General features: G+C 41.5%; 12 protein-coding genes and 1 pseudogene. 3 read left to right on the top strand and 10 right to left on the bottom strand.

Translation table 11 applies throughout. From position 1 onward, the window contains the following. Nucleotides 1-106: 106 nt before the first annotated feature. From ABH897_RS24115 to ABH897_RS24135, 5 genes are all read right to left on the bottom strand, one after another. Nucleotides 107-1,846 (bottom strand): ABC-F family ATP-binding cassette domain-containing protein, encoded by a 1,740-nt coding sequence (locus tag ABH897_RS24115; protein WP_404592822.1) that lies wholly within the window; start codon nt 1,844-1,846, stop codon nt 107-109. Between the two features lie 193 nt (nt 1,847-2,039). Next, entirely contained in the window at nt 2,040-2,405 is a 366-nt protein-coding gene (locus tag ABH897_RS24120; RefSeq protein ID WP_283653979.1) for a helix-turn-helix transcriptional regulator, read from the bottom strand. Nucleotides 2,406-2,583: 178 nt separating this feature from the next. Continuing rightward, nucleotides 2,584-5,499, bottom strand: coding sequence for an HD domain-containing protein (locus tag ABH897_RS24125; protein WP_283653980.1), 2,916 nt, complete (start codon nt 5,497-5,499; stop codon nt 2,584-2,586). A gap of 124 nt (nt 5,500-5,623) precedes the next feature. Further along, nucleotides 5,624-6,103, bottom strand: a complete 480-nt coding sequence (gene rlmH / locus ABH897_RS24130) for a 23S rRNA (pseudouridine(1915)-N(3))-methyltransferase RlmH (protein ID WP_013312768.1) — start codon at nt 6,101-6,103, stop codon at nt 5,624-5,626. Nucleotides 6,104-6,291: 188 nt separating this feature from the next. Next, entirely contained in the window at nt 6,292-7,116 is an 825-nt protein-coding gene (locus ABH897_RS24135; RefSeq protein WP_283653981.1) for a DNA-binding protein, read from the bottom strand. Nucleotides 7,117-7,282: 166 nt separating this feature from the next. Here ABH897_RS24135 and ABH897_RS24140 point away from each other — a divergent pair, with 166 nt between their 5' ends. Together ABH897_RS24140 and ABH897_RS24145 are read left to right on the top strand one after the other, a co-directional pair. Further along, nucleotides 7,283-7,624, top strand: coding sequence for a helix-turn-helix domain-containing protein (locus ABH897_RS24140; RefSeq protein WP_283653982.1), 342 nt, complete (start codon nt 7,283-7,285; stop codon nt 7,622-7,624). Between the two features lie 66 nt (nt 7,625-7,690). Then, nucleotides 7,691-8,036: pseudogene (locus ABH897_RS24145) on the top strand (helix-turn-helix domain-containing protein). 83 nt (nt 8,037-8,119) lie between these two features. Here the strand turns inward: ABH897_RS24145 and ABH897_RS24150 are convergent. The 4 genes from ABH897_RS24150 to ABH897_RS24165 form a co-directional block, all read right to left on the bottom strand. After that, entirely contained in the window at nt 8,120-8,611 is a 492-nt protein-coding gene (locus ABH897_RS24150) for a DinB family protein (RefSeq protein ID WP_404592823.1), read from the bottom strand. 28 nt (nt 8,612-8,639) lie between these two features. Then, nucleotides 8,640-9,578: a DUF6597 domain-containing transcriptional factor gene (locus tag ABH897_RS24155; protein ID WP_404592824.1), complete on the bottom strand. Its 939-nt coding sequence runs from the start codon at nt 9,576-9,578 to the stop codon at nt 8,640-8,642. 119 nt (nt 9,579-9,697) lie between these two features. Next, entirely contained in the window at nt 9,698-9,865 is a 168-nt protein-coding gene (locus tag ABH897_RS24160; protein WP_081750721.1) for a CxxH/CxxC protein, read from the bottom strand. A 108-nt stretch (nt 9,866-9,973) separates the two neighbouring features. Next, nucleotides 9,974-10,738 carry a class I SAM-dependent methyltransferase gene (locus ABH897_RS24165; RefSeq protein ID WP_404581049.1) on the bottom strand — a complete coding sequence of 255 codons (765 nt, stop codon included), beginning with the start codon at nt 10,736-10,738 and terminating at the stop codon, nt 9,974-9,976. 235 nt (nt 10,739-10,973) lie between these two features. Between ABH897_RS24165 and ABH897_RS24170 the strand changes: the two genes are divergently transcribed. Continuing rightward, entirely contained in the window at nt 10,974-12,695 is a 1,722-nt protein-coding gene (locus tag ABH897_RS24170; protein WP_404581026.1) for a cellulase family glycosylhydrolase, read from the top strand. 89 nt (nt 12,696-12,784) lie between these two features. Here ABH897_RS24170 and ABH897_RS24175 read toward each other — a convergent pair whose 3' ends face one another. Beyond that, nucleotides 12,785-14,020, bottom strand: a complete 1,236-nt coding sequence (locus ABH897_RS24175) for a S1C family serine protease (protein ID WP_283653986.1) — start codon at nt 14,018-14,020, stop codon at nt 12,785-12,787. Nucleotides 14,021-14,421 lie beyond the last annotated feature (401 nt).

The raw sequence follows: 14,421 nt of genomic DNA on the forward strand, positions 1-14,421 counted from the left end.
ATTCGCTGTAACTGACTTCACTTTCTAGTTGGATGGTTCCGGAGTAGCCGTAATTCCCAGTACAATAAATTGATTCTTGTAATCATTTCAATCAGAGGGTTGTAATTTAAAGCAACTTAATCAGCTCTTCTAGCTCATCAACCAATACTTTTGCAAGTTCAAAATCAGTATCTTTTAAAGCCAATTCTATTTTCATTTCAACTGATTTTTTATTTTGTTCAGTTTCTAAATAGTCTCTATCAAAATGACTAGCATAAATCATCTGTCTAAATTTTCGCATACTCATTTTTCTAATCGTCTTATCGTCAATGATTAAAACATAATCCATACCATTTACAACAGAATAGAAATCATGAGAAATCATGAGAATCGCACCTTTATAGTCTTCAATGGCTTTCTCCAGTGCTATTTGTGTATAGGTGTCTAAATGGCTTGTCGGTTCATCAAGAAGCAATACGTTTGCTTTACTGGCCGAAACTTTAGCCAATTGAAGCATATTTTTTTCTCCACCAGATAAAGATTCTATCTTTTGATTAACGATTTCTCCTTCAAAGCCATAGTTTGAAATATACGATCTTATCTCATCATAAGTTTTAAACCCAGCATCGATGAATTCTTCTAGTATTGTATTAGAATCCTTTAGTATTTCGCCTTGAAGCTGAGATAAATAAGCCACTTTAACATCAGCATTTATTTCAATTGAATCATGATTATTTTTAAAGATTTCTCGGAGCAAAGTCGTTTTCCCGGTACCGTTTGAACCAATAATGGCTACTTTATCAGTAGATTTTATCTCAAAGTTAACATTGTCTAAAAGCAACTCATCAAAGGCAACACTATAATTATTGACATTCACAACAATCGTGTCTTCAATTTCATTATCAATACCAAAACTAATATTCGGTTGCTTAATATCAACAAATGGCGCTTTAATTCTACGCGCTTCCAATCTTTCTTGAAACTTAACTCTAGCTTTTAACGCTCTACCTCTAGATGCTTCTGCATTATAAGTTGCGATAGCTCTAAGATTATTGATTATGTTCTCGTTTCTCTCAATTTCTTCATCTTCAGCGATTGTGAGTTCTTGTAACTCAATTTTAGTCTGAAGTAATGAGAAGTTATAATCAATATATCGCCCATCAAACTCTTGGATCTCCGTATTTTCAAGGTGTATAATTTTGTTGAAACAATGATTCAATAGATATCGGTTGTGCGTAACAACTAGCAGCATTCCCTTGTGGGAATTAATAAGATTTTTAAGCGCATTTAGGTTTTCAAAGTCTAAAAATACATCTGGTTCGTCCATAATCATTAAGTCTGGACTACTAAGCATTTCCTTCATCACTTGAATAAGTTTGAATTCCCCACCACTCAGGTCGGATACCCTAAGATCTTTTAGCTTCATGAGGTTTGCTAGATTTAGTTTCTTATTAATGTTGCTTTCAAAATCATCCCCACCCATTGAATCAAATGCGTCTAAAGCTAATTGATACTTTTCTAGTAACGAATCAATATCCGATGATGTTTCCATTTCAGTACAAATAGATGTTATTTCATTTTGTATCTTAATAAATTCTTCTCCTATATATTCAAAAACGGTTGTTTCTTTAGTTTTGTCTACTTGTGAGAACTGACTTACATACCCAATTCTGCAAGTTGGGTCTATCTCTAACTTGCCATCGAACAAATATCTTTCCGGATCCATCAGTATATCTATCAGTGTACTTTTCCCACTGCCACTTGTTCCTATAAAAGCGCAATGTTGTGCCTCTTCAAACGTAAATGAAATGTTTTTATATAGTTCTTTTTGCGGAAATGAGAAGGATAAGTTATCAACTTTTATCATAGTGTTACCTTTCTTTATAACTAAAATGGTGACTATTATTAGAGGTATTGCAGAACATAGATTTTGAGTTTACCGTTGTTAGAGTAACACTGTTTACCACCAAGTTCAATCCATTTGTAGCCCATCCCTTGGGGGTCAAAGTTCCATGCTACCTCCTCAACTGTCCTCATAAAAGCGCCGGAATGAACTCGACTTAGATCTCTGCCGGTTGTAAATGTACCTTATTCATCTTATCTCGCTCCTTGATCAAATAACGATAAGGCGAGAATACCTCCTGACGAATAGCCAACGGAATAGGTCGGGGAGCTTTTTCGTAGGCTGCAGGGGTGAGCTGAAAAGCCTTGTTGAATGCTCGTGTAAACGTCTCTCGTGATAAGAATCCATACTTTACGGCAACATCCAGAACCCGCTGATCTGTGTCGCGGAGCTCGAAGGCGGCACGGCTGATCCTTCGAGTCCAGATGTAATCCCGCAATGTCATCCCGGTTAATTGATTGAACTGTCTGTAACAATAATAGGGTGAATAGCCCATATGTTCCATTTCATTCCATTTGTACACAGAAGTCCTCCCTCCTTTCCTTTTGATCATATCACCGGCGATTTTTGCATACTTGATTCGAGTTGTACAATAAAAACTTGCCGTTATTTATGATACGGTTCTCCGTATCATAAATAGGGCGAAGTCTTCCGTTTCTACAGGATGACTTCGCCAAAAAATATAAGAGACTGTGTTTTTATTATTGAACATATTTGAGAAACATAGAGCTAGAAATTTCTATCTGAGGCGGAATTAGCTCATCTGGTAAATTGGGTATGTCCTTCCACTTTTCAATTTGATTCTTCAACTCCTCATATTCATACCCACCTAACCCGATTGGGGTTTTCAGCAGTTCAAGTAACTTATTAAACGCACTTGTAATTATTGTATCAGTATCCCTATCAATAAACTCTTGTATTCTTAAGATCCAATTTATCAATTTATTATTTTCATTTAGAATCAATATTTTGCCTTGCCGATTATCAAATAATCTGAATCCAGCAATTTTATCATCTAAGTATGAAGTAACAATAAATCTATCACTATAGTATCGAGATCGAGAACCTATTACTTCAATTATTTTCCTTTTACCCTTTTTCCAGTAAGTTTTAACATACCGTTCATTTATTAATTTTTCTGCTTTGTATGGATATCTGTCTTTGAGAACTTTGATTGATCTTGAAAGCACATTAAAATCATCCTCCAACAATGTTGCTAGATTAGTGTATTGTGCGAGGTCATTAATCTCATCAGTTTCTGTGCGAGATTTAATATATTTGCGAGAAATATCAGTGATAATTACGAACTCCTCCAGACTCTCAAACTCATTAAGTGAAATAACCTCTGCAGTTCCATTAATATACACTCTAATTAGTGGATAATCTATAAAATGTGCAACTAGTTGAGGAGCATGTTCTAATATTGAATGAATATAGTACCAGCCATCAGGTGTATTATTCACCGAGCTATTTTTCAAATGGTCCTCTACTATTTCAACAAATCTTTCAAATAGAACTGGATCATCTAAATAATCCCCTCTCTGTTCCATATGTTGTCTTGAGAGATTTTGTCTATGACTATTTCCTCGATAGTCAATGCGAAATCGAAATGGCCCCGAAGGGTACCCGCTTTCAGCAAACGCAATTCCATGAAGACATGTTAAATTACCGGGTATCTCAGGTAATTCCGCAAGAGGGTGACTTTTGGTGTAGGTATAATTTGCCCATCCCCACTGATCCCATCTATCAATATTATTCTTAATAACACTGAACACATAAATCTCACCGAAAACTCCATCACTTTTAATAGGATAAGCTGAAGTAGCAAATTCAACGTCTTCCAAGAGAGTACCGGAATTATTAATTAACTCCCTCCGGTCTTCGGCCTGAATTAGTGTCTCTTTTCCATATTGGTTAATATAAATAGGAAATTCGACCTTCTTGCACCAACCGGATACTAAACTTATTAATTCATCTTCACCAAATTCTGTATCTAATAATATTTCGATTTTCGTACCACTTATTCTTCTGTCACTTCGTTCTGTAAGAAGATAATTTTTCGGACCGCTAAGCGTTAATCGTACCGCTCCTTCACCTTGTTTGGAGTGAACTTTATATGTCTCGACTGTAACATTCTCACTTACAGCAAACACAGACAAAAAGCCGACTCCAAATTGACTAATTGGTTTGAAACTATAGTTTCTTTGAAAGTCCTCTGAAGAATAATACGATCTGCCGATCTGTAAAAAATACCTCTTTATAATTTCTGAATCCATGCCTATTCCGCTATCTTCAACAATTAAAAGCTGTTTTGAATACTCTTCACCGGAAAGGGGATTCAAAACTTTTAATGATTCTAACCTTATATTTATTGGATATTTATTTCTTATCAATTCATCTATATCATTAGGATAACTAGGAAGTGATTTTCCTTCGTATTTTAAGTCTTCATAAATCTTGCATCTTGTTGCATCAAATGCATTTTGAAGTATCTCTCTAAGAAATTCTTTTTCATTTTTATAAACATCTAGTATTAATCTCTGAAATACTGCGTCGTGATCAAGTTCAAATTTCCATTCTGAAGGAATATACATTGCAGAATCACTAGGTTCAATTTTTATAGTTGAGTTATTTTTCCCTATGGTCACCACAGGTGCAATCCAGCTTGAATGTCTGCTGACTTTAGACATTAATATTGACGCATTATTAATTTCCTCCACAAGCCACTGGCACCAGTCTTGAAGAAACCTATGTTCATCTTGAGTATTACATTTTGCAACTAATTCAATCCTGTCATATGCAGTTAATCTATGATAGATTCTTTGATATTGTGTCCAGTGTGCTAAACTATCCGCCGGCAAAGGACATGCAGCATTCAATAAAAGTGGACATGCTCTATCATATGTCATATCCAACAAATCACCGATTCTAAGCAATATCGCCAGGAATCTTACATTCACCTCTTCTCCTCTTATATCCCGTCTATCAGGGTAAATATCACTATTTTCTAATTCAAAATGCTTTAATCCATGAGCTACACACACATCAGCAATTGTTTTAAATAGAGCAGGATCATCAAACGAGAACTTTCCTAATAGATTATGATTTTGAACTAGTATATCCACAGCTCTAGTATGGTGGTTCTTGCGAATATACTCGGCAATTAAAAATCTTGTTTGTAAATCTGCTATAAAATCTTTAACGCTCGGCTCAAGGGTAGTGCTCGTTCTAGTTGCTTCTATTTCATCCCATCTCTTTTTTCCACTACCATTCACAAATAATCCCCATTGTTCGGATTGAATGATTTTCAACTTTTCTTTATCAGAAACAACCATTCCTGAATCGTGTAAATATGCTGATGCTATAAGAATAAATACCTCAACACTTGAGAGTCGTAATACCGGCTGTTCAAATTCATTATCTCTAAAAAGCAGTTTAGACATCTGTAAAACGATTTCTTCACTGTGTTCTACTGTATGTCTAGTATAATGAGGAAAAGTTTGAGGTATATATGATAACCAATTCGCTACAGATTCCTTTAGTTCAAGAATTTTCCCATAATATAATGGGCTTTTAAATTTAAGATATTGTACTAAAGCAATGTCGGATATTTGCATTAATCAACACTCCCTCAGATTAAGATAAATTTATATATATTTTAACTCTTAAGGATTTAATTATCCACAGAACCGAGTGAAGAGTAGTATTTTATAACAAATTGAAAATAAATCCTCTTTCACCCTACTTGTGGTACGGTTCACCCCGATTAATCTTCACCGCTCGGTAAATCTGCTCTACCAGCACCAATCGCATCAGTTGATGAGGCAAAGTCATCCTTCCGAAGCTTAGCTTCTGCTGGGCACGACGGAGGACTTCGTCAGAAAGGCCGTGGCTGCCGCCAATGACGAAGACAACATGGCTTGTACCGTAGGTGCCGAGCTTATCCAATTCCTCCGCAAGTTCTTCCGAGCTCCAGAGCTTGCCGTCGATGGCGAGTACAATAACATGTGCCTCACTCTTCACATGGGCAAGGATGCGCTCTCCCTCTCGCTCCTTGACCTGTCGAACCTCCGCTTCGCTCAGTGTGTCAGGAGCCTTTTCATCGGCTACTTCGATCATTTGAAACTTGATGTATGGTCCCAGCCGTTTAGCGTATTCCTGAATGCCCATAACCAAATACTTCTCTTTTAACTTCCCCACACCTATAAGCTGAATAAACAAATTCCATACCCCTATCTATGTCGAATGATAATGTAAAATCGTATTTAAAATCCCTAACTGAAAAAGATGGCTTTAACATAGTTATTTTAGCATCTGAAACGTCTCTTACCTATCTATTTCCTCTCCGTTACGAGCCTATTCGCTGTTCAAATCATAGCGGATCATTCATTTACGCTCTTCACAATGAACTACCTATCCGTTTCGTATTCATTAAGACACTGCATTAGCATCTTTCGATATCCGCTAATTTGTTCAGCTGTCGCCCACTCGCGCAGTGATTCGAACAATGCTGTACATTTCTTGAAATTACGATCGTTACCTGACTGATCGGCTATATGTATCGCCTGCACAGTAAGCCCCACCGCTTCCTGTAATCTGCCGTACTTCCGATAGTACAAAGCCAAATGATAGCAGTAGCTATAATAGTAAGATATGTTCTCCGCGTCTTCATAACTCCCGAATTCATCAATCTGCTCTGCAAACGTATGTAAAATATCCCCTACATCCAAATGATACATAAGCGCTGCCTGTAATATGGTATTCAGCCCCGGTAATATTTCCTCTAGATTATCCTGCAAAAAGGCTACGTATTCCTCGAGCAGCTCTATATTTCCAGACAAAATATCTACTGCATATAAATTAGTTTTGGCTAAAAACCTGAACTCCTCGACAACCTGAATGTCTTCTTCCTTTAAATCCTCCATCCACCCCAGCTCAGCATACTTATAAATGCACTCCCTTGCCTGCTCATATGCTCCCTGGTTCTGGTGAGCCATTCCACACATCAGGTGACTGAGCCCAAAATAATATACCAACGGACGTTCTAAATTGACATGCGGAATGGGTAATTTCATCGCTTTATGATACTGCCGTTCTTCATAGATACGCTGTACACATTGGTACAAAATATCCGCTGTCTCCATGACCTTTTTCCAATTCTCAAAAGCCACAGCCATCCCCAACATTTCAACAACGATGTCAGGTTTGAGTGATTTTAGGATAGAAGTTCTCAAGAAAAGTCCCTCCTTATATTTCCATTTACAACCAATTGTATAGAAAATGAGAATGAAGGTCAATATAAAAAAGTACTTAAAAGTACTATTTTTAATGATTTTATTTTGTATAAGATGGTCTGTAACGATATTCTATCCTCTTCTAACCTTAAGTGGAGGTGATTACATGAGTTTGCCAGAAAGCGTCGGAAATCGGATACGAGAACTAAGAAAAGCTAAAGGATGGACACAGGAACAATTGGCAGAAGCAGCAGGACTTCATTACAGTTATATTGGCGGAGTAGAACGTGGAGATCGAAATATTTCATTGGAGACGTTGGAAAAAATAGTTTTAGCGTTAAAGGTTCCACCCTTTGAACTTTTCCAATTCGATGAAACTTCGGATCGAAAACAAATCATAAATGAACTTATGTTACTCATAAATTCAAGAGAAACAACAGAGCTCGAAATTCTTACTACTATAACTAAAAATATTGTTGGTTTAGTTGAGTTACAACAAAGAAATTAATTGAAAAATTCTCTTCTACCTGACTTTTACACTTCATCTTCCATAAGCTTGTTATGAGGTGGTTATATGACAGAATTACGCAAGCAAATGGGTACAAGAATCCGAGCTATTCGAAATGCAAAGGGACTTACACAGCAAAAGCTAGCTGAAATCGCAGGCTTGGACTATAGATATATTGGTGCATTAGAAAGAGGCGAAAGAAACTTTTCCATTGATACCTTGGAGAAAGTGTTAACTGCCTTAAACGTGTCTATCAGTGAATTAATGTTTTCCAAAGAACATATGACTAAAGACGAAACTATTCGGCAAGAGGCGATAGATGAGTTTGTTGCGTTGACCAGCAGATTGAATGAAGGAGCAAATCGGGATTCTCAGACGAGTTAATAAAGAGGTTTCGCGCGCGTTTGAGTAAGGCCATACCATCCCTGAAAAGCTTGATTACAACCAAAAAAGAGCACCGCACAGGTGCCCTCCAAACCTTTTTATAAAAAACACTCAAGCATACAACATAAAAAAGCTCACTTCATGCCCCAACTGCTTCAAATAATTATATATTTGCGAACGGTGATGGAACACGTGTGTCATGGTCTCAATCTGCCATTGAACCTGCAAATGTCCATGCTCCATATAAAAGGCTTTGGTCGAACGATTCAGATAATCCTCTTCGCTAAGCGAAAGAATGTAAGCTTTATACGCCTCGAAATTCTCTCTGAAACTTGCAGCCAAGCGTTCGGGATCGTCTACCTCAGATAGGCTGTTTTCAATATTCCCTACTTCTTCCTCGGACTTCTCCTGATGCATAATCGCAAGATCCGAAGCAGGAATGAGTACAAAATGATGCACTAGCTCCAAAAGTGAGCGGAAATTGTCCTGTGGACGAAAGCTCCAATCCTCTGGACGTATTTTACGGATCAGGGCTTCTCCTGTTCGTACTCCAGTCTCCAGCTCATCCAGCAGATGTTCCCGAATTTGCAGCGTTCCACTCATGTTCTCATCTCTCCTTTGTCATTCTTTTTCATGTTTTGAGTATAACGGAAGCCTCAGGACGTGTATTGTAGAAATCGGACAACCTGCGAAAATCCTTTGCGGCAGTAAGCGGAGAATCTCCATAGAACCTGCGAAAATCACGAATCAGGTGGGCCTGATCGAAAAAGCTGTACTTCAACGCAAGCTCCGTCCAATCCAGAGGGTCACCGCTTTGAATACTACGCAGAACGCTCTGGAAGCGGACGACCTCACTGAACTTTTTGGGACTGATCCCGATCCATTGCCCGAACTTGCGGTTGATCTGTCTTTCACTGATCGCTTCGCGCTCTGCTAGCTCTTTAACACTCATACTCCCACTACTTACAAAAATACGATGCAGCAGATTTTTCATCAGGTCACAATCGTTCGTCCCTTGGCGCAGCAAAAGCCGGTTTAGATACTCATCCATGATGCGCACCCGTTCATTAAAATCCTGCGCCTCAAAAATACGCTCACCTATGACCGCGATGCTTTCGGGCCAGATATCTTCCAAGCGGAAGTGTCCACCTGTAAACAAGTGAGTCGGCATGCCGTGAAAATAATGTGCTCCGCCCGGAAAAAATCGCACAGCAAAAATGCGTGTCTCGGTACCTGCTTGTCTGGCAGACACGAACGGATGTGTAAACGTCCCGCAGTACGAGATATCCTGACGCTTACTCACCGGGTTGTATTTTAATAGAATATCCGTACAGCCGTCAGGTAATACCCGATCCACCGCTTCTTCACCTGACAAGCCTAATGTAGCTTCGTTACCACACGAAACACCCAGATTCCCCTCCAAAACCTCTCCAGTAACCGGACCGGACTCCCAATAGCAAGCGACATAAGCTCTCAGCGGAGCAGACGGCCTTTTTTCAATATAGTATGTAGAAGAATCACTTCCATTGACCTGAATCGGACGAAACAGTGAATGCAGCAAAGGGTCCATCCATCGTTCACTCCTGTCTCAGCACCTGTTGGGAATAAGTATAGCTATATGTATGAGGATTTTGCAAAATCCTAGTATACAAAAAGGACGTTTCTGCCCGAAACGCCCGTGCTTGTTTTTTAGACGACTAAAAATTCCGCTTTCTGCTCACATTCCTTGCACTTCACTGGAGGGTCCCAATCCGAAAATTTCGTTTCCTTGAGATCGACGACATCCGGTGCATCCTCGTATTCATCGACGAACATATCAATTGCCAGTTCCACATGCTCTTTACATACCACGTACATCCCAGTTGCATCCCTTTCCGTATGAAGCTCTTCCAGTTGTTTGGTGTCTGTTACAAACACCTTCTTTTGTTCTACCACACTTAACGCGGAAAGAAAAGGGCTTGATTCCTATCCCTGACGCTTGGTTTTAAAAATGAGAAAATAGCTGACGTTCAGGCCCTCGTGGAAATCGGGATATCGCTCCAGCATCTCTGCGGACGGCTTCGGTTCGATCATTGCTTCCAGCAGCAGACCTGCTCCAGTAATAGCCTGTACGTAGCTGCCCAGCGTGCGGTGGAAGTACAGAAGCTTTTCCTCCTGATCATAAGGCATATCTTGCTCCAATACGCCTTCACTGAAATAACGGTTTACTTTCCAGTACAGCTTTTTCCCTGCCTCATCCTTTACCCATCCACTCTCTGGTGTCTGAAAGCACGGATGCAATATAGAGAAAATAAAGCTGCCCCCTGGCACCAGCAGCCGCCGCATTTCCGCAATCGCCTGCTCATAATCCTCCAGGTCCTGTATGACCATGTTTGAAACGATTAGATCAAAGCTCTGATCCCCGAACATCTCCAGCTTCTCCAGATTACCGTGATGATACGTAATCCCCAAATCTGACGGTGTCCGCTTTCTTGCAAGCTCCAGCATTTCCGGCGAATAATCGACACCTTCCACCAGCGCACCCGCCCTGACCATTTTACGGCTCAGATAACCTTCACCACACCCGGCATCCAGCACTTTTTTACCCGCGAGGGTGCCCATGCATTCTTGTAATGCAGGATTCAACAGCACTTCGCGAGAGCGATCCCCTTCTTCAGTGTATCTGGCGGTAAAATTCTCAGCATGCATATTCCAGCGCCGAATGGCCTCTTCCGTGTCCCACTTGTTCATATTCATCTCCTTCTTCCTCCTGTATTTACTATTCAATGCTGCTCTGATTTCTGCGTAGGGCCATAGATTTTACAATCATTCTTACATTTTGGCAACAATAACGTTTACAATCATAAAATAACTAATTATCACATGATTTTCCCACTAATTATATAGGTATTCTATAATGGAATAGTATGGTAGTATCTCAATGGAAAGCGCTTTCAAAAATAACTTTGTAAAGGGGCCTGCCTGTATGTTCAAACGAAGACCCGTTTCATTGCTGTCGTTGACGCTTGCCATTACCCTCTTATTATCCACGTTCGCGTCCGTTGCCGCCGCTGCCGAATCTGACGGACAAGCATCGCAAACTGCCGCCACAAGCAGTATGCAATCATATGTCGAAGCCATGCAGCCCGGATGGAATTTAGGAAATTCTCTGGATGCTGTCGGGGCAGATGAGACTGCCTGGGGCAATCCACGCATTACTCAGGCACTGATCAAGCAAATTGCTGCCCAAGGATACAAAAGCATTCGTATTCCCGTCACCTGGGATAAACACATAGGAGCAGCACCGAATTATACCGTTGACGCTGCCTACATGAACCGTGTAGAAGAAGTCGTCCGCTGGGCACTGGATGCCAATCTGTACGTCATGCTCAATGTCCATCATGATTCGTGGTTATGGGTAAGCAGTATGGAGCCCAAGCATGATGAAGTGCTGGCTCGTTATAATTCACTTTGGACACAAATTGCCAATCGCTTTAAAGATCAGCCGAACAAGCTGATGTTCGAGAGTATTAACGAACCCCGTTTCTCCGAAGGAGGAACGACGGATGAAGCGAAAATGAACCAGATGCTCCAAGAACTGAATGTTTCCTTCCACAAAATCGTCCGCGCCTCTGGCGGTAATAATGCAACCCGCCCACTTGTTCTGCCCGGCTTGGATACTTCACCTGCCCAGAACAAAATCAACGAGCTGTACAACACGATAACCAAGCTGAACGATCCCAACCTGATTGCGACCATTCACTATTACGGCTATTGGCCTTTTAGTGTGAATATTGCCGGATATACTACATTTGAGAAGGATACCAAAAACGATATTATTCAAACCTTTGATAACGCCTATAACACATTTGTGTCTAAAGGTATTCCGGTCATTGTCGGCGAATACGGTCTGCTCGGCTTCGATAAAAATACAGGCGTTATTGAACAAGGCGAAAAGCTGAAATTCTTTGAGTTTTTGACCTATTATATGAAAGAGAAAAAATTAACAGGCATCCTCTGGGACAATGGCCAGCATTTTAACCGCACAACATACAAGTGGTCCGATCCTGAACTCTTTAATGTCATGAAATCCAGCTTAAAAGGACGTTCCTCCAATGCAGTCAGTGACCTCATTCACTTGAAGAAAGGCACTTCCGTTCAGGATGCCACGGTCACTTTAAACCTGAACGGCAATCAGCTGAGCACACTAAGCGCCAACAACAAGCAACTGAAACAGGGCACCGACTACACACTGAGCGGAGATACATTAACCTTGAAGGCCAGCTTGCTTACCAGCCTAACCACCTCCGGTAAATATGGTGAGAATGCAGTCATTAACGCCAAGTTTAATAAGGGGGCAGAGTGGAATTTCAAAGTAATCGTATATGATACACCAAAATTAAGCGCAACCGAGGGTACTACGCAAACCTTTACCATTCCAACGGACTTCCGTGGCAGCCAGCTTGCCACAATGGAAGCTGTTTATACCAATGGCGGCAATGCCGGTCCGCAGGATTGGACACCGTATAAGGAATTTGGCAACACCTTTGCCCCTGCCTATGATGCGAATGGCATCAAGCTGCTGCCTGAATTTTTTAACAGTGTGAAGGATGGTGAAGTCACGCTGAAGTTCCATTTCTGGAGCGGCGATGTGGTGACCTACAAGATTACCAAGAGCGGAACCCGTGTGACAGGAACGGCATCCTAGCCTAAAATACAACCGACAAACTGAAAAGGCGTTCCCGGAAAATGATCCGGAGAACGCCTTTTTTTATAGTTATGCCTAACCATTAAACCTTAGCCTTCCGGCTTATCCGTTAATTTCAACGTCACGGATTCTTCCTTGCCTGCCCGATAAAAGGTAACCTTCAGCTCGTCGCCAATTTTCTTGTTATCGTACAAGTAGCGTCGCAAATCAAGCGTCGAGTTGATCGGTTCACTATCGAACGCGGTAATGACATCGTTCAGCTTCAAGCCTGCCTCCTCGGCAGGGCCGTGCGCCTCCAGAACAACTGCCCCGTCCTTTACGGTGTCAGGCAGCTTGAGTTCCTTGCGCTGTGTTTCATCCAGCGGAGCATACTCATTATTAAGGTCGACCGTGTATACTCCCAGATAAGGGCGGGTAATCTTGCCATCCTCAACCAGTTCATTCACCGTCTTCATGACCTCATTGGCCGGAATCGCGAAGCCGAGTCCTTCAACACCGGTATCGGCAATTTTCATCGTATTGATGCCTATCACACGTCCGTCCAGATCGACCAGCGCACCGCCGCTGTTTCCTTCATTAATTGCTGCATCGGTCTGGATGACATGCTGTTCCCAGTCATATACGCCATCCTGATTAATGGAAATGGGAATGATCCGATTCGTATAGCTCACAATACCAGATGTGAGCGTATCGCCCAAACCAAGCGGATTGCCAATGGCAATCACAGTCTCGCCCAGACGAAGCTTACTGGAATCACCGATATCCGCTATTGTGCTAATGCCCTTATCGTCTACCGCCAGCACTGCGATATCGCTAATGCGATCCTTGCCGATCAGCTTCGCCTCTTTTTTGATACCATCCACAGTTACAATCTCCAGATCATCCGAGCCTTCGATCACATGGTTGTTAGTCATAATGAAGGCTTTGCCGGAAGCTATCCGGAAAATAACACCTGATCCAAGCGCCGACGGCTCCGTGCTATGACCGTCTTCCCCTTTCAGGTTCACGATGCTGACGACGGCCGGACGTACCTTGGCTGCCGCCTGCACAATTCGGTCATACGGATCACCCGCCGCTTGGCGCATGGGATAATGACTTGCTCCGGTTACCGCTGTCGTGGAGGGCAGACCTGTAATAAAGCTGAACAGCAGCACCGCAACCACCGCACTAACTGCACCGCTAATGACAGCGGCCTGCACCGGACTCACGCTCCGGTTCCTGTGCGACCAACGTTCCTGTCCTCCACGACGTGCCTTGAATGCCTTTTTTTTGGCCGCACGCGTGGATACCCTCGTTGAATAAAAATCGTCATCAAACAAGCCCATGTTCATCCTCTCCCCTTCGTTGTCATGCACCGACACTCACTAAAAAATTAGGGCTATTCGGGCTTGCGCCAACCTATGCTACAGAGACTCGCTCCGTTTGAACGCCAAAATGGATTGAATATCCCCCATGACCGAAACAACAGCTCATTTCAGCCTACTTATTAATCACCACAAATGGGGCCTCCCTAAGCATCCTGATCTCATTAACCAGCATACACGCCGCAATCCACTCCGAATAGAGGAAAAAGGAGGAATGATTTCCAAATCAATTGACTACAATAGTAACAAGTCTTCTATTCTATTACAAAATGATCGTCTCATAGAGACGTTCTGGCCTGTTCCCGTTCGCTTGTAACAGCTTATGCTTCTGATACGAGCTTTCTTTCAGAAAGCTTTCAGTT

This window comes from Paenibacillus sp. RC73 (assembly GCF_044908085.1).
GTDB classification, from domain to species: domain Bacteria; phylum Bacillota; class Bacilli; order Paenibacillales; family Paenibacillaceae; genus Paenibacillus; species Paenibacillus terrae_A.

Bases quoted from the DNA above. Each gene is read 5' to 3' on its own strand.
- ABH897_RS24115 (WP_404592822.1), bottom strand. From the start codon at position 1,846: ATGATAAAAGTTGATAACTTATCCTTCTCATTTCCGCAAAAAGAACTA.
- ABH897_RS24125 (WP_283653980.1), bottom strand. From the start codon at position 5,499: ATGCAAATATCCGACATTGCTTTAGTACAATATCTTAAATTTAAAAGC.
- ABH897_RS24140 (WP_283653982.1), top strand. From the start codon at position 7,283: ATGAGTTTGCCAGAAAGCGTCGGAAATCGGATACGAGAACTAAGAAAA.
- ABH897_RS24150 (WP_404592823.1), bottom strand. From the start codon at position 8,611: ATGAGTGGAACGCTGCAAATTCGGGAACATCTGCTGGATGAGCTGGAG.
- ABH897_RS24155 (WP_404592824.1), bottom strand. From the start codon at position 9,578: ATGGACCCTTTGCTGCATTCACTGTTTCGTCCGATTCAGGTCAATGGA.
- ABH897_RS24160 (WP_081750721.1), bottom strand. From the start codon at position 9,865: ATGTACGTGGTATGTAAAGAGCATGTGGAACTGGCAATTGATATGTTC.
- ABH897_RS24165 (WP_404581049.1), bottom strand. From the start codon at position 10,738: ATGAACAAGTGGGACACGGAAGAGGCCATTCGGCGCTGGAATATGCAT.
- ABH897_RS24170 (WP_404581026.1), top strand. From the start codon at position 10,974: ATGTTCAAACGAAGACCCGTTTCATTGCTGTCGTTGACGCTTGCCATT.
- ABH897_RS24175 (WP_283653986.1), bottom strand. From the start codon at position 14,020: ATGGGCTTGTTTGATGACGATTTTTATTCAACGAGGGTATCCACGCGT.